Genomic DNA, 24375 nt, shown 5'->3' on the forward strand with positions numbered 1-24375 from the left:
CTTGGGCAGCCGCGCATGGCGTTTTGTCCTCACTCAGGGTGTCCGCGCCCTGGTTCGACGAGACCGACGGCGAGAGTTCCTGGCTCCCGGGGTATCGATTCCCCGGTAACAGTGGCGGGACCGCGCCGGATTCGCACCGGCTTCCTCTCCTGCCGCCGTACATGGCTCCGGCAGTCCACCACGCCCACGAACACCCGTCAACTTGCCGTTGACCTGCGACGGGAGAGTGTGCTGAGGCCCACACACGGACACGGCTCCGCCCCGCCGACCGGGGGCCGACGGGGCGGAGTCGTGCGGGACGGAGGTGTGCGGGACGGAGGTGCCGTACGCGTCAGACGACGATCAGATAGATCCCGTACGCCACCGCCGCCGCGCACGCGGCGAAGCAGGCGTACGCGCCCGTGACCGCGAGGGTCGCGGTGTCGCCCTGGGCGGAGGCCGACTCGCGCTTGGAGAGGCCGACGATGCCGAGGGTGAAGAGGCCCACGAGGGCGACGGTGACGATGAGGCTGACTCCGAAGACGGAGCCGAGGGCTGCCCAGTCGATCTTCATGCTTGTGGGTTCCTTACACCGTGGCCGTACGGGCGGGCTCGGTGGCGTCCGGGCCCGGGATGGTGGTCTTGAGTTCGTCGGCCGCGGCGACCGTGCCCGCCGGCGGCGGGGTGACGGCGGCGATGGCGGTGGTCACGACACCGGCGGGCTCGCCGTCGACGTCGTTCACGTTGTCGACGGTGACGGGCTGGCGGCGGGAGAGCGCCCAGATGACCGCGGAGCCCGCGATCAGCAGCGCGCCGGTGAGGACGATGCCCCAGGTGCCCTGCTTGGTGAGGAACTCGGCGCCCGCGCCGACCAGACCGGCGGCGGGGAGCGTGAGGCCCCAGGCGACGAACATGCGGGTCGCGGTCGACCAGCGGACGACGCCGCCCTTGCGGCCGAGGCCCGAACCCATCACGGCACCGGAGCAGGACTGGGTGGTGGAGAGCGAGAAGCCGAGGTGCGAGGAGGCCAGGATGACCGTCGCGGCGCTGGTCTGGGCGGCGAAGCCCTGCGGCGGCGCGAGGTCGGTGAGGCCCTTGCCCATGGTGCGGATGATGCGCCAGCCGCCCAGGTAGGTGCCGAGCGCGATGGCGACACCGGCCGAGACGATGACCCACAGGGGAGGGTTCGAGCCGGGCGCGATCACACCGCCGGTGACCAGGGCGAGCGTGATGATGCCCATGGTCTTCTGCGCGTCGTTCGTGCCGTGGGCCAGCGAGACCAGGCCCGCGGAGGTGATCTGACCGGCGCGGTAGCCCTTGGACGTCGCCCGCTCACCGGCCTTGCCGCTGATCCGGTACGTCAGCCGGGTGGCGAGCATCGCGGCGAGTCCGGCCACCAGCGGCGCGGCGACGGCGGGGAGCAGCACCTTGGTGACGACGGTCGAACCGTTCACCGACGACCAGCCGGCCGACATGACCGCGGCGCCGATCAGGCCGCCGAACAGTGCGTGGGAGGAGCTGGAGGGCAGACCCAGGAGCCAGGTCAGCAGATTCCACAGAATGGCGCCGACGAGCGCCGCGAAGATCACTTCGGTGCGGATGCCCTCTTCGTTGATGAGGCCGCCGGAGATCGTCCTGGCGACCTCCACGGAGAGGAACGCACCGACGAGGTTCAGCACGGCGGACATGGCCACCGCCGTCTTGGGCTTCAGGGCACCGGTCGAGATGGTCGTCGCCATCGCGTTGGCTGTGTCGTGGAAACCGTTCGTGAAATCGAACACGAGAGCGGTAACGATCACGATTCCGAGGAGGAGCGTGATGTGTTCCATTTACCCAGGCTTCTCTTGGACGTCAGTGGCACAGGGACCGTAGGCAACCTGGATGAACGGAAGATGAACTGAGGGGGGCAGTGGGGTGGCGTGATAGAGGTGCCGCCACTCCGCTTGTGTCGGAGTGGCGGCGAGAGGTCTCGAACAGAGGCGGAATTTGGGGGTCCGCTACCCCTTCTATCCCCTCGCGAACGCCCTGAGCTGGTTCAGGGATCCGTTGAAGAGATTCTGGTCACCCGGCAGGCTGCCGCCGTTGTCGTACTGCCAGAAGGTCCAGAAGTTCCAGCCGGACGGCAGCGACCCCGCCGACGAGCTGTACCGGGCCAGCCACAGCGGATGGTTCGCGGCGAACGCGGCGCTGTTGCCCGTGCACATCTTCCACCAGTTGTAGTTGGTGTAGATCACCGGCCGGCGGCCGGTCTGCCGCTTCACCTCGTTGCTGAAGGCCTTGATCCAGCTCACCATCTTGCTCTTGCTCAGGCCGTAGCACTTCTTCTTGCCGTACGGGTTGTACTCGATGTCCAGCGCGGGCGGCAGCGTCCAGCCGTCCGCCCGCCAGCCCCCGCCGTTGCGCACGAAGTACGCGGCCTGCGTCGTCCCGGAGGACTTGTGCGGCAGCGCGAAGTGGTACGCCCCGCGGATGATGCCCGCGCCGCGTGCCCCGTTGTACTGCTGGTTGTAGTACGGATTGCGGTACGTGTGCGACTCGGTGGCCTTCACATAGACGAACTTGGCGCCTTTGCTCTTCGCGCTCGACCAGTTGACGTTCTTCTGGTGCGAGGACACGTCGTGGCCCTTGGGCTTGGCGGCCGCCGAGGCCGGCACCTCCACGAGAGCGGTGCCACCGAGCGCCAATGTCGCCACGGAGGCGGCGACGAATCGGGCGCGCTGACGGGACGGTTTGCGATCACGAGCCATGTTTCCCCCCGGAATGGCGACGTGCACGAAAAATCTCCCAGAGGCTACTGGAAGATCCCTGAAAGCCCGTCGCATGCCGGTCATTCGCTCCCGGCAGGCGATTCATGCCCTTGTGTGACCTTTCGGATGCGTCGGTCGCGCCCTAAAGTGCCCCGCCCGCCCCGGGGTTGAGCCGCGCGGCTGGCAGGATCGCGGCATGGCTGAACAGCGGCGGGACACAGGAGACGGACGGGACTCGGGGGAGCGGGACGCGCCCCCGGCACGGGAGGCGCTGGAGCGGGCGTGGGACGAGCTCGTCGCGACGGCCCGTCGGACGGTGGCCGACGGTCTGGTCGTCGGCACCTCGGGCAACGTGTCGGTGCGCGTGGGCGACACCGTCCTGGTCACACCGAGCGGAGTCCCGTACGACCGGCTGGCCCCCGGAGACCTCTGCGGGGTCTCCCTCGACGGCCGACAGGTGCTCGGTTCGCTCGTTCCGACAAGCGAACTGCCCATGCATCTGGCGGTCTACCGCGCCACCGACGCGCGGGCCGTCGTCCACACCCACGCGGTGCACGCCACGGCCGTCTCGACCCTCGTCACCGAGCTGCCGCTCATCCATTACATGGCCGCCGCGCTCGGCGGTCCCGTCCGTGTGGCCCCCTACGCCACATACGGCACGGAAAAGTTGGCCGAGAACATGCTCCGGGCCCTCCTGGACCGCACCGCCTGTCTCCTTCAGAACCACGGCACCCTCACATACGGAGCCACTCTCCCCCAGGCCTACGACCGCACGGCCCAACTGGAGTGGATGTGCCGCCTCTGGCTGACAGCCTCCTCACTCCCCGGACACACACCCACACTGCTGACCCGGGAACAGCTGACGGAGGTGGCGGAACGCCTTGAGGGATACGGCCAGGGACGGTGACGGGGTACGTCCACTGGCGGTGGCGGGCGCCGGAGGGGCCGAGGTCGGGGCCGTGACGGTGGCGGGGTCGCGGTTGCGGTTGCGGTGGTGGCGGCGGGGCTTGGCCGCCGACCCTGGCCGGGTGGGCGTCGCTGTGTCTGAGTGTTCGCCGCAACGGCGCGCAGCCGACGCCACCGTCCCGACGCCACCGTTCCGGCGGTGCCGATCCCACGGGTCCCGGTGATCCCACCGATCCCGCCAACTGGTGATCCCACCGAACCCGGCGATTCCGACGGCCCCCTTCCACCTCACACTCCGCCGAGCCGCACCCGAACACTCCTGCCCCGCTCCACTGGCCGACAGCGGGCTCCGTCAGGAGACTGGACCCGTGCGCACCGTGAATCCGACGGCAGCAGCCGTCACCGTCGCCATAGCCGGCGCAGCCACCGTCGCCGCCGCCACGGTGGCGGTCGGTCGCTTCGCCAGCGACGCCGCTCTCAAGGCGCCGCCGGGCAAACCGCTGCCCACCGAACCCCGCCTCACCGTGCACTCCACGGCGGCGGGACAGATCACCCTCACCCGGGCCCTGGCCTCACAGCGCCCGGGCGTGTACGGCCTCGGCGGCGACGGCAGCCACGCGGTCGTCGGCCCGCTCCTGAGCGCCGCCCCACACTCCGCCGACACGGTCGTACGCCGACTGGAACGGGTCACGCACGGCACCCTGGAACCCGGGGACAAGGTGTGGTTCACCCCGGGTGTGCACATCGGCAACCCGAGCGCCGCCCTCGGCCTCGACCACGCCGACGTGGACGTCCCCGGCGAACTCGGAGCCCTGCCCGCCTGGTTCGTGCCCGCCGCCCGTGACACCTGGGTGATCACCGTGCACGGCCTCGGCGCCACCCGCGAACACCCCATGAACGTCATGGAGTTCCTGCACCGCCACCAGTTCCCCGTGCTCGACCTCGCCTACCGCGGTGACCTCGGCGCGCCCCGCCCTCCCGACGGTCTGAACCACCTCGGCGAGACCGAGTGGCGAGACCTGGACGCGGCCATCCGCTACGCCGTGCGCTACGGCGCCGAACGGGTCGTCCTGCACGGCTGGTCCACCGGCGCCACGATGGCCCTGCGCGCCGCGGCCCACTCGGCGCTGCGCGAGCGGATCTCCGGCCTCGTCCTGGACTCGCCCGTCCTCAGCTGGGAGACCACGCTGCGCGCCCTCGCCACGGCCCGCCGCACCCCCGGCGCCCTGCTGCCGCTGGCCGTCCGCGCCGCCCAGGGCCGCACAGGTCTGCACGGCGACCGCATCGAGGGCGCCGCCGACCCCGAACGCCTCAAGGTGCCGATCCTCGTCCTGCACGGCCCGGACGACACGGTCGCCCCCTGGGGCCCTTCACGCCGCCTCGCCCAGGCCCGCCCCGACCTCGTCACCCTGCACACGGTCCGGGGCGCCCCGCACGGCGCCATGTGGAACGCCGACCCGGCCGGCTACGAAGAGGCACTCCGCCGCTTCCTCACTCCCCTGATGTAGCGACCTCACCCGGCGGCCCCGTCCAGCGACCTGATCCACCTGATCTCCTGACGCGGCCCCCTCCCCGCCTCTCCCGGTCCGCTGCCGGCGCGTCCGTTCCACCCGGTCCCGAAGGTTCCGTTTAACTCCGTACCACCTACCCGTTCACGCCCCGGGAGTGCCCGCGGGGGCCGGTGCGCGGGCCACCTCTGTGGCCCCTTGTGGCATTCCGTTTGGGTTTTCGGACCGTCAACCGGAAGACTGCCCCCGTGACGTCCCGTATCCCGCGCGACTCCAGGCTCCGACTCGTCCGCCCGCGAACCCTGGCCGCCGCCCCCCGAGCGATGACCCAGAGGCCCACGCGCCGACCCGCACCCCGCCCGCCGGAAGGCACACCGGCACCCGCGGAACTCGCCCGCATGGCGCGTTCCGTACTCGCCGGCGCGGCCCGCGTCGCCCGGTGGGCCGACGCCGTCCTGAGCCCGGCCAAGGACCGCGAGGGCACCGCTTCCGGTGGCACCCCCGAGGGCGCAGGCACGCTCTCCGACGCGACCGCCCAACGGGCCGCCACCGATCTGGCCCTGACCCCGGTTCAGGTCCGCGCGGACTGGGACACGGCACGTCTCGCTGGCCTCGTCGAGGTGCACGGCGGCGTCGCGCGCCCCGGCTGGCGGCTGCGCGCCTGGAACCGTGACGACAGCGCCGTGCTGCGCGGCTGGGTCGCTCTCTTCGACGCCTGGTCGATCGCCCACCCCGGCCCCGACGGACGCGAGCCCGCCGCCGTCGCCGAGGTCGTCTCCGCGATGCCTCAGGTCCTCTCCTTCCTCCAGCTGTCCGCGGGCCCCGTCCCCGTACCGCAACTCCTCGACCTGCTTGAGCAGCGCGTCACGGAACTGCGAACCGAGCGCTGCGAGATCCCCTACGGCCCGCAGCCCGAGCCCGTCGAGAGCCCCGCCGAGGACACCCCGCTGGCCCCCCTCCTCGACTGGGCGCTGCACGCCATCGCCGACGTGGGCGCCCTCACCTGCGCCGACGGCCAGGCCACCCTCACCCCGCTCGGCAGCTGGGCGGTCTGGGTCAAGCTGGAGCAGATCTGCGTCGCCGCGCAGAGCCCCGCCGGGAACATCGAGCAGGGCGCCGAGGACATGCTCCGCGGCTGTGCCCAGCTGCGGCCGAACGCGGCCCGCGCCGAGTACCGCGCCTGGCTCGCCGCCCGCCCCGTCGGCAGCGCCGTCACCGAACTCCTCGACGCCGCCCGCGGCGAGGACGCCCTTCTGCGCGGACTCGCCTTCGAGGCCCTGCGCGTCGTCGGAGCCCCCGCCGAGCCCGATGTCCGCTCCGTGTCCGACGAGACCCATCTGCGGCCGTACGCCCTGCTGTGGCTCGCCGAGCACGACGGGCACGACCCCGAGGACGCCCACGAGGTACTGACCCGCGAGGAGGCCACCTGGCTGTGGGTCGACACGGCCGCGGCCGTCGCCGACCACGGCGAAGCCCCGCTTCTCGTACGGCACTTGGAGTCCGCCGTGCAGCCGACCGTGCCGGCGCTGCTCGACGAGGTGCGGGCGGTGGGGCATCCGCGCACCGTGCAGGTGCTGGTCGCGCTTGCCGCCGCCCATCCCGATCCGGCGCTCGCGAAGGCCGTGCGGCGGGCCGCGTTCCAGGTGCACACCGGGGGTAGCTAGCCGCTCCGCGGGGCGCTTTGTGGGGGTGCGTGATTTGGCTGCGGGTCCGTTGTGGCCGGTCGCGCAGTTCCCCGCGCCCCTCACGGAATGTGGGCGGGGCTTGGTTTTACGCCGTTATCTCCGGGGCGTACGTGCCGAAGCTCCAGATGTTGCCCTCGATGTCACGGGCCATGTAGTCCCGGGAGCCGTAGTCCTGGTCCGTCGGGGGCATCAGGATCTCCGCGCCGTGGGCGACGGCCTGCTGGTGGTGTGCGTCGATGTCGTCCACGACGACGTACACCCCGGTGTGCGTCGAGCCCTTCATCGCCTCGTCGAAACGGCCGCCGGTGCCTCGGGAGCCGAGCATCACCGCGCCGTTGCCCTGCACCAGCTCGGCGTGCAGGACCTTGCCGTCCTCGCCCTCGTAGACCGAGGCCTCGCTGAAGCCGAAGGCCTCCGTGAGCTGTTTGATCGCCGCCTTCGCGTCCGTGTACAGCAGTGTCGGGTAGATGCTCGGGCGCCCGCCGTCCGTGCCTGCCATGCCGATCACTCCCTCTGGTTCCGGTGCCGGAACATCGCCTGAATGTGACCTGCTCCACAGTCTTGCACCCGGCACTGACAACGCCCTGCCGAGCCGGATCCGGTCGGCCCCGACCCTGGTACCGCTCCTGGATGCCGTCCGCTGGCACAGGGCGGCCTTGCGCTGGGTGGTGCCCGCCCCAAGGGGCACCGTCCTCCCACCCGCGCGGGCGGTACGGCGCGGAGTGGTGCTCCTGGTCGCGCGGCCTGCCCGGGAAGGGACCGGACCGCCCAGCTGATCGCGGTGGACGGCCGCGGCCGGATCACCCCGGACCGCACCCCGTTGGGCAATGAGCGTCACACTTCCGAACACCCGCACGCAGAAAAAGTGGTTGCACGGCCCCGTTAGACTTGGCCCATGGCCATTCTCCTCGCGCACTAGACGGCGTGACCGATCTCAGCCGCCCACCCCGTCATCAACCCTGCCCAGGAGTATGTCCGTGATTTCCGCCTCCGGTGTCGAACTGCGTGCCGGCGCCCGCGTCCTCATCGAGTCCGCCACCTTCCGCATCACCAAGGGCGACCGCATCGGTCTGGTCGGCCGTAACGGCGCCGGCAAGACGACCCTCACCAAGGTCCTCGCCGGCGAGGGCACCCCCGCCGGCGGCACCGTCACCCGCTCCGGCGAGGTCGGCTATCTCCCGCAGGACCCGCGCACCGGCGATCTCGACATGCTGGCCAGCGACCGCGTCCTGTCCGCACGTGGCCTGGACACCCTGATCCGCAAGATGCGCGAGAACGAACAGCGCATCGCGAACGGCTCGGGAGCCACCCGCGAGAAGGCGATGCGCCAGTACGAGCGCCAGGAGACGGAGTTCCTCACCAAGGGCGGATACGCCGCCGAGGCCGAGGCCGCCACCATCGCCGCCGCGCTCAACCTGCCCGACCGGGTGCTCGGCCAGCCCCTCCACACGCTCTCCGGTGGTCAGCGCCGCCGTATCGAGCTGGCCCGCATCCTCTTCTCGGACGCGGACACCCTGCTCCTCGACGAGCCGACGAACCACCTCGACGCCGACTCGATCGTCTGGCTGCGCGACTACCTGAAGACGTACCGAGGCGGCTTCATCGTGATCTCCCACGATGTCGAACTCGTCGAGACGGTCGTCAACAAGGTGTTCTATCTGGACGCCAACCGCGCCCAGATCGACGTCTACAACATGGGCTGGAAGCTCTACCAGCAGCAGCGCGAGGCCGACGAGAAGCGCCGCAAGCGCGAGCGGCAGAACGCCGAGAAGAAGGCCTCCGCGCTCCACTCGCAGGCCGACAAGATGCGCGCCAAGGCCACCAAGACCGTCGCCGCCCAGAACATGGCCAAGCGGGCGGACAAGCTCCTCGCGGGCCTGGAGGCCGAGCGGAAGTCCGACAAGGTCGCCAAGCTGCGCTTCCCCGAGCCGTCCCCGTGCGGCAAGACCCCGCTGATGGCCGAGGGCCTGTCGAAGTCGTACGGCTCGCTGGAGATCTTCACCGACGTCGACCTGGCCATCGACAAGGGCTCCCGCGTGGTCATCCTGGGGCTGAACGGCGCCGGCAAGACGACCCTGCTCCGCCTCCTCGGCGGCGCCGAGAAGCCCGACACCGGGCAGGTCATAGAGGGTCACGGCCTCAAGCTCGGCTACTACGCGCAGGAGCACGAGACCCTCGACCCCGCCCGCACGGTCCTGGAGAACATGCGCTCCGCGGCCCCCGACCTGGACCTGGTCGAGGTCCGCAAGACCCTCGGCTCGTTCCTGTTCTCCGGCGACGACGTGGACAAGCCGGCCGGGGTCCTCTCCGGCGGCGAGAAGACCCGCCTCGCGCTCGCCACGCTCGTGGTGTCGTCGGCGAACGTCCTGCTCCTCGACGAGCCGACGAACAACCTCGACCCCGCCAGCCGCGAGGAGATCCTCGGCGCCCTGCGCACCTACAAGGGCGCCGTCGTCCTCGTCACCCACGACGAGGGCGCCGTCGAGGCGCTCCAGCCGGAGCGGATCATCCTGCTGCCCGACGGCGTCGAGGACCTGTGGGGCTCCGACTACGCGGATCTGGTGGCCCTCGCCTGAGCCCCGCACGGCCCACCGAAGCGGTCATCGGTGCTTGATCGAAGCTTGATCGAACCACTGATCAACTGCGTATGGATCATTCGGCTTATCCGTGATCCATCATCTGTGTGAGATCTCCTCGTACCGAGGTGTGTCCTACATCGATTTTCCGGCCGGGCCCTTTATTCCCAAGGGCCCGGCCGTCGCGCGTCGCTGACCTGGGATTTTGTGAATGAACCCGTTCGGCCGTACGGGCAGGCACGGGCGGAATTCCGTATTCCGCTCATGGTGGCGGGCTTCCAAGACCCAAAGCTTGTCGCACGGACCTTGCCGAATGGGTGGCCAGGAAGCTCTTGAGGGGTGATCATGAGAAGTCCAGAGCGCACTTCCCATGAGGAGGCACGGGTGGCCGAGACTCTGAAGAAGGGCAGCCGGGTAACCGGCGCCGCGCGCGACAAGCTCGCGGCAGACCTGAAGAAGAAGTACGACTCCGGTGCGAGCATCCGGGCGCTGGCCGAGGAGACCGGCCGCTCGTATGGCTTCGTACACCGGATGCTCAGTGAATCGGGCGTCACGCTCCGTGGGCGTGGCGGAGCGACGCGGGGCAAGAAGGCCGCGTCGGCCTGACGCCGGGCGGCTCCTCGTTCTCCGATGGTGGCCACCCGGTCGGTCGATTGACCGCCCGGGTGGTTACTGTGCAGTCACTTAAGGGTGTGCTTCTACAGCACCCTCTCTGACCGCACTCATCGGAGGCGCCCCCATGGCTTCGTTCGACCCGCTGCTCGACAAGGACGGCGTACGGCTCACCGTCGACGACGCGATCGCCACGGTGACGCTGACCAACCCGGCCAAGCGCAACGCGCAGAGCCCCGCTCTGTGGCGGGCACTGGCCGAGGCGGGGCAGTTGCTGCCGGGCACCGTCCGTGTTGTCCTGCTGCGCGCGGAAGGCAAGTCCTTCTCCGCGGGGCTCGACCGGCAGGCGTTCACGCCCGAGGGGTTCGACGGCGAGCCGTCCTTCATCGATCTCGCGCGCCGTTCGGACGCCGAGTTCGACGCTGCCATCGCCGAGTACCAGGAGGGTTTCACCTGGTGGCGACGGAGCGACATCGTGTCCATCGCCGCCGTGCAGGGGCACGCCATCGGGGCGGGCTTCCAGCTCGCACTCGCCTGTGACCTGCGCGTCGTCGCGGACGACGTGCAGTTCGCCATGCGCGAGACCAGCCTCGGGCTCGTACCCGACCTGACGGGCACGCATCCGCTGGTGGGGCTCGTCGGGTACGCGCGTGCGCTGGAGATCTGTGCGACCGGGCGGTTCGTGACGGCCGAGGAGGCGCAGCGGACCGGGCTCGCCAGTATCGCCGTGCCGGCCGATCAGCTCGACGATGCCGCGCGTGATCTCGCTGGGGCGCTGCTTGCCGCGCCCCGGGACGCGCTGATCGAGACCAAGGCGTTGTTGCAGGGGGCCGTGGGGCGTACGTACGAGGATCAGCGGGTTGCCGAGCGGGCGGCTCAGGGGCGGCGGTTGAGGGACCTCGCCGGAGTGGGTGACTGAGGTTGATTGTCGTGTGCGGGTGCGTGGGGGCTTGTCGCGCAGTTCCCCGCGCCCCTAAATGCCCGGTCGTACCGCTGTTAGCAGTGCTGCCACCGATGGGTGATCCGGTAGTGCCTCGGTGACCCTCGTGCGGACTTCTCTCGCCACGTCCAGCGTGCGCGCGGACGCCCCCGTTTCGAACTCCACGCGGACATGGCGGCGGGGGAGGGCCGCGGTGCCGGAGCCGGCTGCGATGTGGACCGCGGCCAGGCGGGTGACGCCAGGGACGGCCCGTACGGCGGCCGCCACGCGGGACTCGTCGGCGTTCAGCCGGAGGTCAGGGGCCCCGGAGCGTCCGTCGGGCTCCTCCTCGTCCGGCGTGCCCGGAGCCTCCTCCAGCAGGCCCGTCACCCGTAGGTCCACCTCTGTGACCCTCAGGCCCAGTCGGTCCGTCGCGGCCGCGGTGAGAGCCGTTCGCAAGCGGGATGCGGTTGCCGGGAGGGGTTCCGCGGGGGTGGCCGCGAAATCCGCCGTGATGCGCAGAGGGCCCGGAGGGAGCGCGCTCGGGGGCGGCGGGACGGCCGGCTCGGGTGCGCTGTCCGGGTCGGCGAGGGAGAGGCGTACGGCGGTGAGGCGTACGCCCGGCACGTCGCGGGCCGCGCGGCGCAGTACCGCGGTGACCGCCGCCTCGGTGATCCACGCGCCGTCCTGCGGGCCCCCTAGGGGCAGCAGTCTGCCGAGGCCGAGCTGTTCTCTGACCGCCTGGGTCCATCGGTCCACCGTCATTGCCCCAGCCTGCCGCATCCCCGGCGCGCGACCGGGTAACCCGACTTAGTGTGGGCGGAGGGGCCTACCGAAAGGGATGCACGGCTATGAGCGACACGACTCAGCGGAAACGGCCGGAGACCCCCGAGGTCGAGCAGCCGGACCAGCAGCTCAGGAAGACCAGCGTGACCAAGCGCGGCGGTGGAGATCCTGCCGGCCGGGGGCGTACCACCATCGCCGACGGTGTGGTCGAGAAGATCGCCGGGCTGGCCGCCCGCGACGTTCTCGGCGTGCACGCGATGGGCAGCGGTATCTCGCGGACCTTCGGGGCCGTGCGCGACCGTGTCCCCGGCGGCGGTTCGAAGTCCGCCACCCGCGGTGTGAAGGCCGAGGTCGGCGAGGTGCAGACCGCGCTCGACCTGGAGATCGTCGTCGACTACGGAGTGTCCATCGCCGACGTCGCCCGTGACGTTCGGGAGAACGTCATCGCGGCCGTCGAGCGGATGACGGGCCTTGAGGTCGTCGAGGTCAACATCGCGGTCAGCGACGTCAAACTGCCGGAGGAAGAGGACGAGGAACCGGAGACCAGGCTCCAGTGACGCCGTACCAGTGATGTGCTGGTGCTCGCCGGTGACCTGCCCGTGTCCGCTAGTGACCTGCTGAGGAGCGCACCATGAGCTTGGCCGTGATCGGCATGATCGCCGGAATGGCGCTGGGCTTCGCCGGGTACTTCGGCGGGTTCGGTGCCTTCCTCCTGGTGGCGGCACTGGGCGCCATCGGCTTCGTCGTGGGCCGGTTCCTCGAAGGGGACCTCGACCCCGGTGACTTCTTCCGCACCCGCGGCACCCGCGACGACCGGCGGCGGTGACGCACGTGTCCGGTGAGTCCACCGCGGCCGGGGAGGCCGGTGAGCCCGCCGGGTCCCGTGCGGTCGTCCGGCCCGGCAGTCCCGGCCGGACCGTCGTCGCGGCCGAGCGGGGCGCGCTCCGGATCGCCGACCGGGTCGTCGCGAAGATCGCCGCGCGCGCGGCGCGCGAGGCCCTCGGCGTCGGCGGGCCGCCGCCCGACGCCGCGTCCCCGCACGCCACCGTGATCGTCCACCACGAGGTCGCCCGTGTCCGGGTCAGTCTCGAACTCGACTACCCCTCCGACATCGGTGGCCAGTGCGCTGCCGTGCGTCACCAAGTCGTTCAGCGGGTAGAGGCGTTGGCGGGAATGGAAGTGCCCGAGGTCGCCGTCCAGGTGGAGCGGCTCCACTCGGCGCAGACGCGCGGCGCGGCACAGGGGAGGACGCAATGAGCGAGTCCCACGGCTCCGAGAGCACCCAGCACCTGCCCGTCATCGAGAAGGCGGCCGAGACCGAACTCGGCCAGTCGGCCTCCGCGGCGGACTACAAACCCCTGCCCGTCCTCGAAGACGCCGATGGCGCGGAAGGCCGCTTCTGGTCGGCCCGCCGCGTCCCCGCGGGCATCCTCGCGCTGCTGGTCGTGGCCGGCGCGGGCCTCCTGCTGTACGACGTCGTCGCGGTCCGCGTGGACCGGCCCGCCATGCACTGGCGCAGGTCCCTGGCCCACGAACTCGCCGAGCGGCCCCTCGACGACACCTGGGTCCTCGTCTGCGCGGGTGTCGCGACGGCCCTCGGCGTCTGGCTGCTCGTGCTCGCCGCGACACCGGGCCTGCGGGACGTCCTGCCGATGCGTCGCGCCCACGCCGACGTACGGGCCGGCCTCCACCGGGGCGCCGCCGCCATGGTGCTGCGCGACCGGGCCATGGAAGTGTCCGGCGTGCGGTCGGTGCGGGTCCGGGTGGGGCGTACGAAGGTCGACGTCCGCGCGGTGTCGCACTTCCGTGAACTCGACGACGTACGCGCCGATCTGGACGACACGCTCGCCGACGGCATCAGGGGACTCGGGCTCGCCCGGCGCCCCGCGCTGTCGGTGCATGTCGCCCGGCCGGGCCGGAAGGGATGAGCCGGATGCTGAGGATCGTGAACCGGGTGCTGCTGGGCCTCGCGGGCCTGCTCCTCGTCGTGTTCGGCGGCTCCGCGCTGGCCGTCGGCCTCGGCGCGGACCCGCCCTCGTGGTGGATCCACGACGGACGGCACGACGTGCTGTTGAGCGACGCGGACCGGGCGCGTTGGCGGGACGACGGCTGGTGGTGGCCCACCGTCATCGCCGTACTCGCCGTGACCGTGCTGCTCGCCCTGTGGTGGCTCACCGCCGTACTGCGGCGGCGCCGGCTCGCCGAGGTGCTCGTCGACACCGGCGACGGCGAGGGCGCGCTGCTGCGGGGCCGGGCGCTTGAGGGCGTACTGGCCGGTGAGGCGGGCGCGTTGGACGGGGTCGAGCGGGCCCACGTCTCCCTCACCGGGCGCCGCACCGTCCCCGAGGCCCGCGTCCAACTCCTCCTGGAGCCCCACGCCGACCCCGGAGACGCCCTCCACCGGATGACCACAGAGGCCCTGGCCCACGCAAGAGACTCGGCGGGCCTGGCAACTCTCCCGGCAGAGGTCCGCCTGCGCGGGGTCAAGCACGCTGCGGAACGGGTCAACTGAGGCGCGCCCTTTAGGGGCGCGGGGAACTGCGCGACAAGCCCCGACCGACCCGCACCCACAAAGCGACCCGCACCCTCAGAACCCGTGCCGAGCCCCACCATCAACAGGCACCATGATCCCCGTCAGATAAGAAGCAGCCGGAGACAGCAGGAACGCGGCCGTCCGGCCGAACTCCTCAGGCGTCCCGTACCGACGGAGCGGAATCCGCGCCTCATTGGCGGCCCGCGCCGCCTCCGGATCCGGCGCGTACCCATCCAGCTCGCGCACGCGATCCGTGTCGATCCGGGCCGGCAACACCCCGACCACCCGAATCCCCCGCGGCCCCAGCTCGTCGGAGAGCGACTTGGCGAACCCCGCGAGACCGGGACGCAGGCCGTTGGAGATGGTCAGCCCAGGGATCGGCTCGTGCACCGAACCGGAGAGCACGAACCCGATGACCCCGCCCTCGCCGAGCTCCGCGGCGGCCGCGCGGGCCAGCCGGACCGCGCCCAGGAAGACGGACTCGAACGCCGACTGCCACTGCTCGTCGGTGTTGTCGGCGACGAACCCGGGCGGCGGGCCCCCGACGCTGATCAGGATGCCGTCGAAACCGTCGAAGCGCTCGCGCGCGGCCGCGATCAGGCTCTGCGGGGCCGTCGGGTCGGAGTTGTCCACGGCCACGCCGTGCGCGTTCGGGCCGAGGGCCGTCGCGGCCTCGGTCACCGTCTTCTCGTCGCGTCCCGTGACGATCACCTTCGCGCCGTCGCCGACGAGTTCACGCGCGGAGGCGTGGCCCAGGCCGCGCGTTGCTCCGGTGACGACGTAGACGCGGTCCTTCAGTCCAAGATCCATGGCTCTATCCTGCCCCCTCCTCATCGGACCCTCCAGCCCCTCCCCGGTCCCCTTCCCCGTCGAACAGGGCGAGGGCGGTGCCCACCAGGCCGATGTGGCTGAACGCCTGCGGGAAGTTGCCGAGCTGGTGGCCGGCCACGGGGTCGTACTCCTCGGCCAGCAGCCCCACGTCGTTGCGGAGCGCGACGAGCCGCTCGAACAGGTTGCGCGCCTCCTTCGTACGGCCCGTCAGATGCAGCGCGTCCGCGAGCCAGAACGAGCAGACGATGAACGAGCCCTCGTTGCCCGGCAGCCCGTCGATGGCCGTCGGGTCCGAGTCGTACCGGCGCACCAGACCGTCGCGCGTGAGCTCCGCCCGGACCGCGTCGACCGTGCCGACCACCCGCGGATCGTCCGCTGGCAGGAAGCCGAGGCGGGGGATCAGCAGCAGTGCGGCGTCCAGTTCGCGGGAGCCGTACGACTGCGTGAACGTGTTGCGCTCCGGGTCGTAGCCGCGCTCGCACACCTCGCGGTGCACCTCGTCGCGCATCGCGCGCCAGCGGTCCACGTCACCGCTCAGACCCGGGTTCTCCTCCAGCGTGCGGACCGTGCGGTCGGCGGCCACCCACGCCATCACCTTCGAGTGCACGAAATGGCGGCGCGGACCCCGGACCTCCCACAGCCCCTCGTCCGGCTCGCGCCACGCCGACCAGAGGAAGTCCATCAGCGCCTGGCGCAGCCGCCACACGTGCGGCTTGGCGGGCAGACCCGCGTGCTGCGCGAGGGTGAGCGAGTCGATCACTTCGCCGTACACGTCGAGCTGCGACTGCCGTACGGCGTGGTTGCCGATCCGGACCGGCGCCGAGCCGCGGAAACCGGGCAGCCACGCCAGCTCGAACTCGGGGATCCGCCGCTCGCCCGCCAGGCCGTACATGATCTGCAGCTCCGCGGGGTCGCCCGCCACCGCGCGCAGCAGCCAGTCGCGCCAGGCCGCAGCCTCCTCCTGGTAGCCGCAGGCGAGCAGCGCGCCCAGGGTGAGCGTGGAGTCGCGCAGCCAGCAGTAGCGGTAGTCCCAGTTGCGTACGCCGCCGACCTCCTCGGGCAGCGACGTCGTGGGCGCGGCGACGATGCCACCGCTCGGCGCGTAGGTGAGGGCCTTGAGGGTGATCAGGGAGCGTACGACGGCGTCCCGGTGCGGTCCGTCGTAGCGGCAGCGGGCCACCCACGCCTGCCAGTCCGAGACGCTCTCGGCCAGCGCCTCGTACGGGTCGACGCGCGCGGGGCGCGGCTCGTGCGAGGGGTGCCAGGTCAGTACGAAGGCGACCTGCTCGCCCTCGGCGACCTCGAACTCCGAGTGCGTACCGAAGTCCTTGCCCCAGGTGCGCACCTCGGGCTCGCTGCGCAGCCACACCGAGTCCGGGCCCGCGACGGCCACCCGGTGGCCGTCGGACCTGCGCATCCACGGCACGATCGAGCCGTAGTCGAAGCGCAGTCGAAGTGTGCTGCGCACGGTGACCCGGCCCTTGAGACCTTCGACGATCCGTACGACGTCGGGGGCGCGGTCGCGCTGGGGCATCAGGTCGGTGACGCGTACCGTGCCGCCCTCGGTCTCCCACTCGGTGTCGAGCACGAGGGAGTCCGTGCGGTAGGCGCGGCGGGTGCAGACGTCCGCTCCTTTGGGCGCGATCCGCCAGTGGCCGTTCTCTTTGTCTCCGAGCAGTTTCGCGAAACAGGCCGCCGAGTCGAACCGCGGGAGACAGAGCCAGTCGATCGACCCGTCCCGTCCGACCAGGGCTGCGGTCTGGTGGTCGCCGATGAGGGCGTAGTCCTCGATGGATGTGTGCACGTGTGCCGGGTTCCCGGCGATTGTGGCGATCAATCCAGGCCGTTCGAGAAGTGCGGGTCCGTTGTGGCTGGTCGCGCAGTTCCCCGCGCCCCTTACGGGGCGCGGGCCCCGCTTCTCAGACCGTGGCCGGTTCCGCCTCCGGCTCGGATTCCGCGGTGGCCGCCTCCGCGAGGTCGCGGCGTTCGCGGCGGACCAGGACGACCCAGCCGACGGGGACGCCCGCGGCGAAGAGCCACCACTGGATCGCGTACGCCATGTGGGGGCCGATGCCGCTGTGGTCGGGCTCCGGGATCAGTTCGGGGGTGTCGTTCTTCGGCTCCGGCGCGGTCAGCTCGACGTAGCCGCCGAGGACCTGCTTGCCGAGCGCCTTCGCCTGCTGCTCGCTGTTGATCAGCATGACCATACGGTCGGGGAGGCCGCGGACGTCCTTGATGCCGCTGTCGGCGGTCGTCTCGTCGGCCATCAGCCGACCCGTGACGGTGGTCTCGCCCTTCGCGGGCGCGGGCACCTTCGGGAACTCGGTCTGCGCGCCGTCCGCCGGGATCCAGCCTCGGTTCACCATGAGGACCTTGCCGTCGTCCAGGACGAACGGGGTCAGTACGTGGAAGCCGACCTCTTCGTCGGAGTTGGTGCGGCGCCGGACGACGACCTCGTCCGCGGTGTCGAAAGTGCCCTTCGCGGTCACCCGGCGGTAGAGGTCGTCGCGCTTGACCGCCCGGCCGGGCGCGGTGAGCGACTCGGCGGGGACCGGCTTCGCGGACAGCGAGTCCGAGATCACCTTGTTCAGCGCGACCTTGTGCTCGTGGCGGTGCAGCTGCCAGAAGCCCAGCTCGATCATCGTCGGGATGAGCGCGAGCATGATGAGGGTGAGGATCACCCACTGCCGGGACAACAGGAAGCGGTACACCCCACGACCGTACAACTCGGTCATGGGGTGTCGAGCGGGAGGGGTGGCTTGGAGGCGTGTGGTTCGGTCGGGGCGGTTCAGACCTTGTCGATGATCCCCACCTTCCCCTCCGCGCGGGCGCAGTGGCCCCCGCAGTACCAGTGGCCCTCGACCTCGACGCCCTGGCCGATGATCTGGACCCGGCAGTGCTCGCAGATGGGCGCCATGCGGTGGATGGCGCAGGAGAAGCAGTCGAAGACGTGCACCGCGCCCTGCGCGTGCACCTCGAACGTCATGCCGTAGTCGTTTCCGCAGACCTCACAACGTGCCATGCGCCACAGGGTGGGCCGCCGGGGCGGCACGGGCGAGCGGTCGCCGGGCGAGTCGCCCCCCAATCACCCGTACGACCGGATGCTTGTATCCGCCCCGCAGGACCGGATGCCCGTGTTCGCCCCGCGCGATCCGCGTTCCCCGCCGCGACCGGGAGCCGCTACGCCTTCGACGCCGGTTCCACGTCCCGCAGCAGCTGGCCGAACGCGGCCTCGTCGACGACCGGGGTGCCGAACTGGCGGGCCTTGACCACCTTGGACGTACCGGAGTCCGGGTCGTTCGTCACGAGGAGGCTGGTGAGCCGGGACAGGCTCGTCGCGACATGCAGTCCGGCCTCGACGGCGCGGTCCTCCAGGAGGTCGCGCTCGACCGAGGTGTCCCCGGAGAACGCGATGCGCATGCCCTGCTTGAGCTGCTTGCCCGGTTCGTACCGCCCCGGGTTGGGATAGGGGCAGGCGGGCCGCTTGCGCGAGGGACGCCAACTCCCGGACGGATAGCCCCCCGACGAGTAGCCGCCGGAGGAATGGCCTCCGGCCTGGCGGCCGATCCGCGGCGCCGACCGGTCCGTCCACTCCGTAAGCGGCCGGCATTCGAGCAGCGGCAGCCGTACGCCCCCGCGCGCGGCGGCATGCAGGCTCGGCCGGAACGCCTCGGCCAGCACGCGCGCGTCGTCCAGCGCGTGGTGCGCGCGCTGCTGTACGACGCCGAAGTGCGCCGCGAGCGACTCCAGCTTGTGGTTGGCCAGCGGCAGGCCCAGCTCCTTGGACAGCGCGATGGTGCACAGCCGCTGACGGACCGGCGCCTCGCGCTCCGCGCGCGCGTACTCCCGCGCGATCATCGACCAGTCGAACACCGCGTTGTGCGCGACGAGGACGCGGCCGTCGAGGCGGGACGCGAACTCCTCGGCGATCTCCGGGAACAGGGGCGCACCTTCGAGCACGTCGCTCGTCAGACCGTGGATCCACACCGGCCCCGGGTCCCGCTCCGGATTGACCATCGTGTACCAGTGGTCCTCGACCTCGCCGCGCGCGTCCAGCCGGTAGACCGCGGCCGACACTATGCGGTCGTCGCGGGCCAGTCCTGTGGTCTCCACGTCGACGACCGCGTATCCCTGCGGATACGCGGCCGGCCACGGGGTGGTGGACGGTGCGGTCTGATGGTCTTCGAGCATGGTCACTGAGGATAAGGGGCGCGACTGACAGTCCTGTCCCCGGAGTCCTGGCCCGGGCCGGATCCGGAGTCCGACGCCCCGTCACCAGCCCCTGCCAACAACCCGGCCACCAGCGCCTTCACGGAGAGGACGAACAGCTTCTCCGTGTCGATGGCCCGCGCGAGGGTGCGGGCGAGCGCCGGGTCCTCCTCCGCCGTACGCGCCCCCCACAGCTCCTCCTCGCCCGGGTGCTGCGCCGGAGCGCGCTCACGGTTGCGCTCGACCAGCACATGCCCGACGACGTGGAACTGCACGGCCCGTACGACATCGGCGGCACGGGGCCCGCGCAGTCCCGCCGCGTGCACCTCGTGCACCAGGGCCTGCTGCGCGGGCAGGAACATCCGTTCCGTCAGACCGCGTTCGTGCACCATCGCGACGAGGTGCGGACGGTCGCGCAGCCGTCGGTGCAGGGCGCGCGCCACGGACACGATGCGCCCCGCCGGGGTGCGTCCGACGGGCCGGATCTCGCCCAGCTCGGCGATGGTGCGCTCGACCAGCGCGTCGAGCAGCGACTCGCGGTTGCCGACGTGCCAGTAGATCGAGGTCACCGCCGTGCCCAGTTCGGCGGCGAGCTTCCGCATCGTCAGAGTCTCCGGACCGTGCTGCTTCACCAGGTCCGCCGCGGCGGCCAGGACCTCCTCGCGGGTCAGTGCCGGTCTTGCCATGACGCCCCCAAGTTCCTGTCGCGCACGAGTATTTACCCTTCGCGAGGTCTGCTGTAACTGTGTTACAGGTGACGGCCCATCAGAGAAGGACGGTCGGAGAAGGGCGGTACGACATGGCACGCGTACGGTACGGCGCGCGGACCGAGGCGGAGATCGGTGCCGCGCGCACCGCGAACTCCCGGCTCCCCGACATCTGGTCCACCGGTGTGGTGGCCGTCTGGGAGAGCGACCCGGACGCGGTCGCGGCGGTCCTGCCGCCCCCACTCAAACCCACCGGGCGGCCCCTGGTCCGGGTGAACATCAGCAAGGTCGACCTGCCCGGATACCCCCTGGGCGCAGGCTCGTTCGCGGTCGCCGCGGCGCACGACGGGGTCGAGGGCTGGTATCCGCTCGTCATGCCGATGACCCACGAGCGGGCCCTCATCGGCGGCCGCGAGGTCTTCGGAGAGCCCAAGAAGCTCGGCGAGGTGACGGTCGAGCGCGACGGTCTCGTCGTACGCGCCGCCCTCGCCCGGCACGGCATCGAGTTCGTGGAGGTGCGCGGCGCGGTCAGCGGCGCGCTGCCCCTGCCGGAGCCGACGCGGAAGACCGACTTCTACTTCAAGTTCCTTCCGGCGGTGGACGGTTCGGGCTTCGACGCCGACCCCGTACTCGTGCACTGCGTGCGCAACGAGAAGGTGCGCAGGCTGGAGCGGATCACCGGTGACGTCGTCCTCCGGGAGTCCATGTACGACCCGGTCGCCGACCTCCCCGTGCGCGAACTCGTCGGGATCACCCTCGGCGAGAAGACGACGGACCAGCAGGGCAGGGTCGTCGAACGGGTCGACGGGCAGGCCCTGTTGCCGTACATCCACCAGCGCTACGACGACCGGCGGCAGATTCTCGACGGGCCGCCCGAGGGGAGCACCTGAATGGAACTGAGGGCGGGACAGGTCGCCGTCGTCACCGGAGCCGCCAGCGGCATCGGGCTGGCGATGGCACGGCGGTTCGCGGCCGAGGGGCTGAAGGTCGTCCTCGCCGACGTGGAGGAGGGCGCCCTGGAGAAGGCCGCCGCGGGGCTGCGCGAGGACGGGGCCGTGGTGCACGCGCGCGTGGTCGACGTCGGCGAGCGCGAGGAGGTCGTCGCGCTCGCCGAGGAGACGTACGAGCGGTTCGGCGCCGTGCACGTCCTGTGCAACAACGCCGGAGTCGGCTCGGGCGCCGAAGGCCGCATGTGGGAACACGACCCGAACGACTGGAAGTGGGCGTTCGCGGTCAACGTCTGGGGCGTCTTCCACGGCGTCCAGGCCTTCGTGCCGCGGATGCTGGCCGGCGGCGAACCCGGCCACATCGTCAACACCTCGTCCGGCGACGGCGGCATCGCGCCCCTGCCCACCGCCTCCGTGTACGCCGTCACCAAGGCGGCCGTCGTGACGATGACCGAGTCGCTGTACGCGCACCTGAGGGCCGAGCACGCGCGCGTGGGGGCCTCCGTGCTCTTCCCGGGGCCCCACATGCTCCGTACGGGTCTGTGGGAGTCGCACCGCAACAGGCCGGTCCGGTACGCGAAGCAGAAGCCCCGCAGGACCCCGTACCGCAGCCTCGACCAGTGGGAGGCCGCGATGAAGGAGGCGGGGAAGGACGTGCGGTTCACGCCGGTCGAGGAGGTCGCCGACTTCGTGGCGGACGGCATCCGGGCGGACCGCTTCTGGCTGCTGCCCGAGAGTGAACACAGCGACCGGCAGATCCGGGCGCGGTCGCGGTCGATGCTCGACCGCGCCGATCCGGCGTACCTGGAGAACTTCATTCTCGACTGAGGACTGGACCGGACCGAGGAGCCGCAACATGGCCTCTACGACAGAGCCCTACCTGATCATCTCCTCCGACTGCCACGCCGGACTGCCCACCGAGGAGTACCGGCCCTATCTGGACGCCCGATTCCACCGGGAGTTCGACGAGTTCCTCGCGGGCCGCGACCGCCGCCGCGAGGAGATGACGCGGCTCGGCATCCGCAACGAGGCGTTCGCGAACAAGTGGTTCCAGGACAACGAGGAGGGCCTGCGCGGCGGTTGGGACTCGGCGCAGCGGCTCAAGGAGCTGGACGGCGACGGAGTGGCGGCGGAGGTCGTCTTCCCCGACGCCGACGCGGTCGACAGCCAGACGGCCGCTCCCTTCGGGGTGGGCCTCGGCCTCTCCGGCGACCAGGACCCGGAGTTGGGCATGGCGGGCGCGCAGGCCCACAACAGGTGGCTGGCCGACTTCGTGGGCGAGAACCCCGAACGGCACTGCGGAGTCGCCCTGTTGCCCGTCACGGCCCCCACCGAGCGGGTCGTCGCCGAGGTGTACCGCGCCAAGGAGTCGGGCCTCGGTGCCCTGATGATCCCCTCCATGTGGGTCGACAAGGAGCCGTACCACGACCGCCGTTACGACCCCGTGTGGGCCGCGGCGGCTGAGTGCGCCATGCCCGTGCTGACGCACTCCGGGGCCGCACCCCGCCACGAGTACGGCGACCACCTCGGGATCTACGTGAGCGAGGTGACCTGGTGGCCGGCCAGGCCGCTGTGGTTCCTGCTCTGGTCCGGTGTCTTCGAGCGCCACCCCGGGCTCAAGTTCGGTGTGGCGGAGTCGGGTTGCTGGTGGCTGCCGAACCTCCTGTGGTTCATGGACCGCCTGTACCTGGGCGCGCACGGCGGCAAGAAGCTGTCCCCCTTCGCGGAGCTGACGCGTCCGCCGCACGAGTACCTGGATCGCCAGGTCTTCGTCTGCGCGACCAACACCAAGCGGCGCGAACTCGCCCAGCGCTACGAGATCGGCGTCGACAACATCCTCTGGGGCAGCGATTTCCCGCACCCCGAGGGGACGTGGCCCGACACGCGCGCGTGGCTGTCGCGCACGTTCCACGACATCCCGGTGGCGGAGACGCGCCGCATGCTGGGCCTCGCGGCGGCCGAGGTCTTCGGCTTCGACACCGGGAAACTGGCCCCGCTCGCGCGGCGGATCGGCCCGACCCCGGCCGAACTCGGCCAGTCCGAGGACCAGTCGGCCGTCGAGGCCTCCTGGGCCCGCTCCCGAGAGGTGGGCCGGCACTGGCTGACGGACCACGACTTCCCGGTCCTGGGGGTGACCCCATGAGCAAGGACTCAGTGACCGGGAAGCCTGTGAACGAGAACGCCGTGCGCAAGGACCTCCTGAATGACGACCGGTACACCGTCATCTCGGCCGACTGCCACGCGGGCGCCGATCTCCTCGACTACAAGCCGTACCTGGCCGGTCGGTACCACGAGGAGTTCGACGCCTGGGCGGCCTCGTACGTCAATCCGTACGAGGACCTGATGGCCGACACGGCCGACAAGAACTGGAACTCGGAGCGGCGGCTCGCGGAGCTGGAGCAGGACGGGATCGTCGCCGAGGTCGTCTTCCCGAACACCATCCCGCCGTTCTTCCCGTCGGGTTCGCTGATGGCGCCCGCGCCGACGGCCGAGGAGTTCGAGCGGCGCTGGGCGGGACTGCGGGCCCACAACCGCTGGCTGGCGGACTTCTGCGCGGCTGCCCCCGGTCGGCGGGCGGGCGTCTTCCAGATCCTCCTGAACGACGTCGAGGAGGCGGTGAGGGAGATCAGGTGGGCGGTCGGCGCGGGGCTGCGGGGCGGCCTGCTGCTGCCCGGCACGCCACCGGGCAGCGGGCTGCCCGAGCTGTACTCGTCGGCGTACGACCCGATCTGGACGGTCTGCGAGGAACTGGGCGTGCCCGTGAACCACCACGCGGGCTCGGCCTCCCCGCCGCTCGGCGACGAGCCGGCCGCCCGGGCCGTCTTCATGGTGGAGACGACGTGGTTCTCGCACCGCGCGCTCTGGCACCTGATCTTCGGGGGCGCCTTCCGCCGCCACCCCGGCCTGAAGCTGGTGCTGACCGAGCAGGGTTCGGGCTGGATACCCGGTGTGCTCGACATGCTGGACTACTACCACGGGCGGCTGGTCGCGGCGGCGACGAAGGCGTCCACGGCCGAGTCCAAGTTCGGTGCCGGGCTCGCCGCTTCGATGGGCAAGGGCCCCTCGCAGGTCTGGCGGGACAACTGCTTCGTCGGCGCCAGCTTCATGCGCCCGCACGAGGTGCCGCTCCGCGACCGCATCGGCCTCGACAAGATCATGTGGGGCAGCGACTACCCGCACGACGAGGGCACGTACCCGTACTCCCGCGAGGGCCTGCGGATCGCGTACGCGGGCCTCTCGCGCGAGGAGATCGCGGCGATGGCCGGCGGCAACGCGGCCCGCGTGTACGGCTTCGACCTCGACCTCCTCGACCCCATCGCGGCGAAGGTCGGCCCGACGGCGCAGGAGATCGCCGAACCACTGGGGGAGCCTCCGGCCGACGCGACGAGTCCGGTGTTCGCGCGGGGAGGGTCGGTACGGGTCTGGTGAC

At 71.2% G+C, this 24375-nt stretch carries 26 protein-coding genes and 1 riboswitch; of the genes, 15 read left to right on the forward strand and 11 right to left on the reverse strand.

The genetic code is table 11. The features are described 5' to 3' along the window. Positions 1 to 50: 50 nt before the first annotated feature. Positions 51 to 187: riboswitch (cobalamin riboswitch) on the reverse strand. Between the two features lie 144 nt (positions 188 to 331). The 3 genes from ACIBEI_RS36540 to ACIBEI_RS36550 form a co-directional block, all read right to left on the reverse strand. Next, entirely contained in the window at positions 332 to 553 is a 222-nt protein-coding gene (locus tag ACIBEI_RS36540) for a hypothetical protein (RefSeq protein ID WP_398894786.1), read from the reverse strand. A gap of 13 nt (positions 554 to 566) precedes the next feature. Beyond that, a complete protein-coding gene (locus ACIBEI_RS36545) occupies positions 567 to 1808 on the reverse strand; it encodes an anion permease (RefSeq protein ID WP_398894787.1) in 1242 nt (413 codons plus the stop codon). 177 nt (positions 1809 to 1985) lie between these two features. Then, positions 1986 to 2726: a lysozyme gene (locus tag ACIBEI_RS36550; protein ID WP_398894789.1), complete on the reverse strand. Its 741-nt coding sequence runs from the start codon at positions 2724 to 2726 to the stop codon at positions 1986 to 1988. Between the two features lie 196 nt (positions 2727 to 2922). Here ACIBEI_RS36550 and ACIBEI_RS36555 point away from each other — a divergent pair, with 196 nt between their 5' ends. The 3 genes from ACIBEI_RS36555 to ACIBEI_RS36565 all read left to right on the forward strand — a co-directional run bounded on the left by ACIBEI_RS36555 (position 2923) and on the right by ACIBEI_RS36565 (position 6804). Further along, a complete protein-coding gene (locus ACIBEI_RS36555) occupies positions 2923 to 3633 on the forward strand; it encodes a class II aldolase/adducin family protein (RefSeq protein ID WP_398894790.1) in 711 nt (236 codons plus the stop codon). A gap of 367 nt (positions 3634 to 4000) precedes the next feature. Beyond that, on the forward strand, positions 4001 to 5140 hold the full coding sequence (locus ACIBEI_RS36560; protein WP_398894791.1) for an alpha/beta hydrolase: 1140 nt from the start codon (positions 4001 to 4003) through the stop codon (positions 5138 to 5140). 248 nt (positions 5141 to 5388) lie between these two features. After that, the gene (locus tag ACIBEI_RS36565; protein WP_398894792.1) at positions 5389 to 6804 is read left to right on the forward strand and encodes a hypothetical protein; all 1416 of its coding nucleotides are present in this window, start codon (positions 5389 to 5391) and stop codon (positions 6802 to 6804) included. Positions 6805 to 6910: 106 nt separating this feature from the next. Here ACIBEI_RS36565 and ACIBEI_RS36570 read toward each other — a convergent pair whose 3' ends face one another. Then, on the reverse strand, positions 6911 to 7324 hold the full coding sequence (locus ACIBEI_RS36570; RefSeq protein ID WP_055616248.1) for a VOC family protein: 414 nt from the start codon (positions 7322 to 7324) through the stop codon (positions 6911 to 6913). A 478-nt stretch (positions 7325 to 7802) separates the two neighbouring features. On the opposite strand from ACIBEI_RS36570, the gene ACIBEI_RS36575 reads away from it, so the two are divergent. The 3 genes from ACIBEI_RS36575 to ACIBEI_RS36585 all read left to right on the forward strand — a co-directional run bounded on the left by ACIBEI_RS36575 (position 7803) and on the right by ACIBEI_RS36585 (position 10932). Then, on the forward strand, positions 7803 to 9401 hold the full coding sequence (locus ACIBEI_RS36575; protein ID WP_398894793.1) for an ABC-F family ATP-binding cassette domain-containing protein: 1599 nt from the start codon (positions 7803 to 7805) through the stop codon (positions 9399 to 9401). Between the two features lie 384 nt (positions 9402 to 9785). Further along, positions 9786 to 10007 (forward strand): helix-turn-helix domain-containing protein, encoded by a 222-nt coding sequence (locus ACIBEI_RS36580; RefSeq protein ID WP_006123601.1) that lies wholly within the window; start codon positions 9786 to 9788, stop codon positions 10005 to 10007. Positions 10008 to 10140: 133 nt separating this feature from the next. After that, a complete protein-coding gene (locus tag ACIBEI_RS36585) occupies positions 10141 to 10932 on the forward strand; it encodes an enoyl-CoA hydratase/isomerase family protein (protein ID WP_398894794.1) in 792 nt (263 codons plus the stop codon). Positions 10933 to 10986: 54 nt separating this feature from the next. On the opposite strand, the gene ACIBEI_RS36590 is transcribed toward ACIBEI_RS36585, so the two are convergent. Beyond that, the gene (locus ACIBEI_RS36590) at positions 10987 to 11697 is read right to left on the reverse strand and encodes a nucleopolyhedrovirus P10 family protein (RefSeq protein ID WP_398894795.1); all 711 of its coding nucleotides are present in this window, start codon (positions 11695 to 11697) and stop codon (positions 10987 to 10989) included. 86 nt (positions 11698 to 11783) lie between these two features. Here ACIBEI_RS36590 and ACIBEI_RS36595 point away from each other — a divergent pair, with 86 nt between their 5' ends. The 5 genes from ACIBEI_RS36595 (at position 11784) to amaP (ending at position 14230) form a co-directional block, all read left to right on the forward strand. Next, positions 11784 to 12275 carry an Asp23/Gls24 family envelope stress response protein gene (locus tag ACIBEI_RS36595; protein ID WP_055616253.1) on the forward strand — a complete coding sequence of 164 codons (492 nt, stop codon included), beginning with the start codon at positions 11784 to 11786 and terminating at the stop codon, positions 12273 to 12275. A gap of 74 nt (positions 12276 to 12349) precedes the next feature. Further along, positions 12350 to 12544, forward strand: a complete 195-nt coding sequence (locus ACIBEI_RS36600; protein ID WP_055616254.1) for a hypothetical protein — start codon at positions 12350 to 12352, stop codon at positions 12542 to 12544. 5 nt (positions 12545 to 12549) lie between these two features. Then, positions 12550 to 12975 carry an Asp23/Gls24 family envelope stress response protein gene (locus ACIBEI_RS36605; protein WP_398894796.1) on the forward strand — a complete coding sequence of 142 codons (426 nt, stop codon included), beginning with the start codon at positions 12550 to 12552 and terminating at the stop codon, positions 12973 to 12975. Beyond that, positions 12972 to 13646, forward strand: a complete 675-nt coding sequence (locus tag ACIBEI_RS36610; RefSeq protein WP_398894797.1) for a DUF6286 domain-containing protein — start codon at positions 12972 to 12974, stop codon at positions 13644 to 13646. Before ACIBEI_RS36605 ends, ACIBEI_RS36610 begins: the two co-directional genes overlap by 4 nt. Positions 13647 to 13651: 5 nt before the next feature. Then, positions 13652 to 14230 carry an alkaline shock response membrane anchor protein AmaP gene (gene amaP / locus ACIBEI_RS36615; RefSeq protein ID WP_398894798.1) on the forward strand — a complete coding sequence of 193 codons (579 nt, stop codon included), beginning with the start codon at positions 13652 to 13654 and terminating at the stop codon, positions 14228 to 14230. Between the two features lie 75 nt (positions 14231 to 14305). Here the strand turns inward: amaP and ACIBEI_RS36620 are convergent, their stop codons facing one another. The 6 genes from ACIBEI_RS36620 to ACIBEI_RS36645 all read right to left on the reverse strand — a co-directional run bounded on the left by ACIBEI_RS36620 (position 14306) and on the right by ACIBEI_RS36645 (position 19977). Next, positions 14306 to 15061 (reverse strand): SDR family oxidoreductase, encoded by a 756-nt coding sequence (locus ACIBEI_RS36620; protein WP_398894799.1) that lies wholly within the window; start codon positions 15059 to 15061, stop codon positions 14306 to 14308. 4 nt (positions 15062 to 15065) lie between these two features. Next, positions 15066 to 16886, reverse strand: a complete 1821-nt coding sequence (locus ACIBEI_RS36625; RefSeq protein ID WP_398894801.1) for a glycoside hydrolase family 15 protein — start codon at positions 16884 to 16886, stop codon at positions 15066 to 15068. A gap of 115 nt (positions 16887 to 17001) precedes the next feature. Next, positions 17002 to 17793 carry an SURF1 family protein gene (locus ACIBEI_RS36630; RefSeq protein WP_398894802.1) on the reverse strand — a complete coding sequence of 264 codons (792 nt, stop codon included), beginning with the start codon at positions 17791 to 17793 and terminating at the stop codon, positions 17002 to 17004. Positions 17794 to 17870: 77 nt separating this feature from the next. Continuing rightward, entirely contained in the window at positions 17871 to 18104 is a 234-nt protein-coding gene (locus ACIBEI_RS36635) for a hypothetical protein (RefSeq protein ID WP_269652170.1), read from the reverse strand. Between the two features lie 158 nt (positions 18105 to 18262). Next, complete coding sequence (locus tag ACIBEI_RS36640) at positions 18263 to 19273, reverse strand: DEDDh family exonuclease (protein ID WP_398894803.1); 1011 nt, start codon at positions 19271 to 19273, stop codon at positions 18263 to 18265. A 2-nt stretch (positions 19274 to 19275) separates the two neighbouring features. Then, complete coding sequence (locus ACIBEI_RS36645; RefSeq protein ID WP_398894804.1) at positions 19276 to 19977, reverse strand: TetR/AcrR family transcriptional regulator; 702 nt, start codon at positions 19975 to 19977, stop codon at positions 19276 to 19278. 113 nt (positions 19978 to 20090) lie between these two features. Between ACIBEI_RS36645 and ACIBEI_RS36650 the strand changes: the two genes are divergently transcribed. Genes ACIBEI_RS36650 through ACIBEI_RS36665 form a run of 4 tightly spaced genes read left to right on the forward strand, consistent with a single transcriptional unit; the run spans position 20091 to position 24374 of the window. Continuing rightward, a complete protein-coding gene (locus ACIBEI_RS36650) occupies positions 20091 to 20888 on the forward strand; it encodes an acetoacetate decarboxylase family protein (protein WP_398894805.1) in 798 nt (265 codons plus the stop codon). Next, positions 20889 to 21773 (forward strand): SDR family oxidoreductase, encoded by an 885-nt coding sequence (locus tag ACIBEI_RS36655; RefSeq protein ID WP_398894806.1) that lies wholly within the window; start codon positions 20889 to 20891, stop codon positions 21771 to 21773. It begins immediately after the preceding gene. A 28-nt stretch (positions 21774 to 21801) separates the two neighbouring features. Then, positions 21802 to 23088 carry an amidohydrolase family protein gene (locus ACIBEI_RS36660; RefSeq protein ID WP_398894807.1) on the forward strand — a complete coding sequence of 429 codons (1287 nt, stop codon included), beginning with the start codon at positions 21802 to 21804 and terminating at the stop codon, positions 23086 to 23088. Next, positions 23085 to 24374, forward strand: a complete 1290-nt coding sequence (locus ACIBEI_RS36665; protein WP_398894808.1) for an amidohydrolase family protein — start codon at positions 23085 to 23087, stop codon at positions 24372 to 24374. The genes ACIBEI_RS36660 and ACIBEI_RS36665 overlap by 4 nt, the downstream gene beginning before the upstream one ends. Position 24375 lies beyond the last annotated feature (1 nt).

The organism is Streptomyces sp. NPDC050988, assembly GCF_044456225.1.
Taxonomy (GTDB): Bacteria; Actinomycetota; Actinomycetes; order Streptomycetales; family Streptomycetaceae; genus Streptomyces.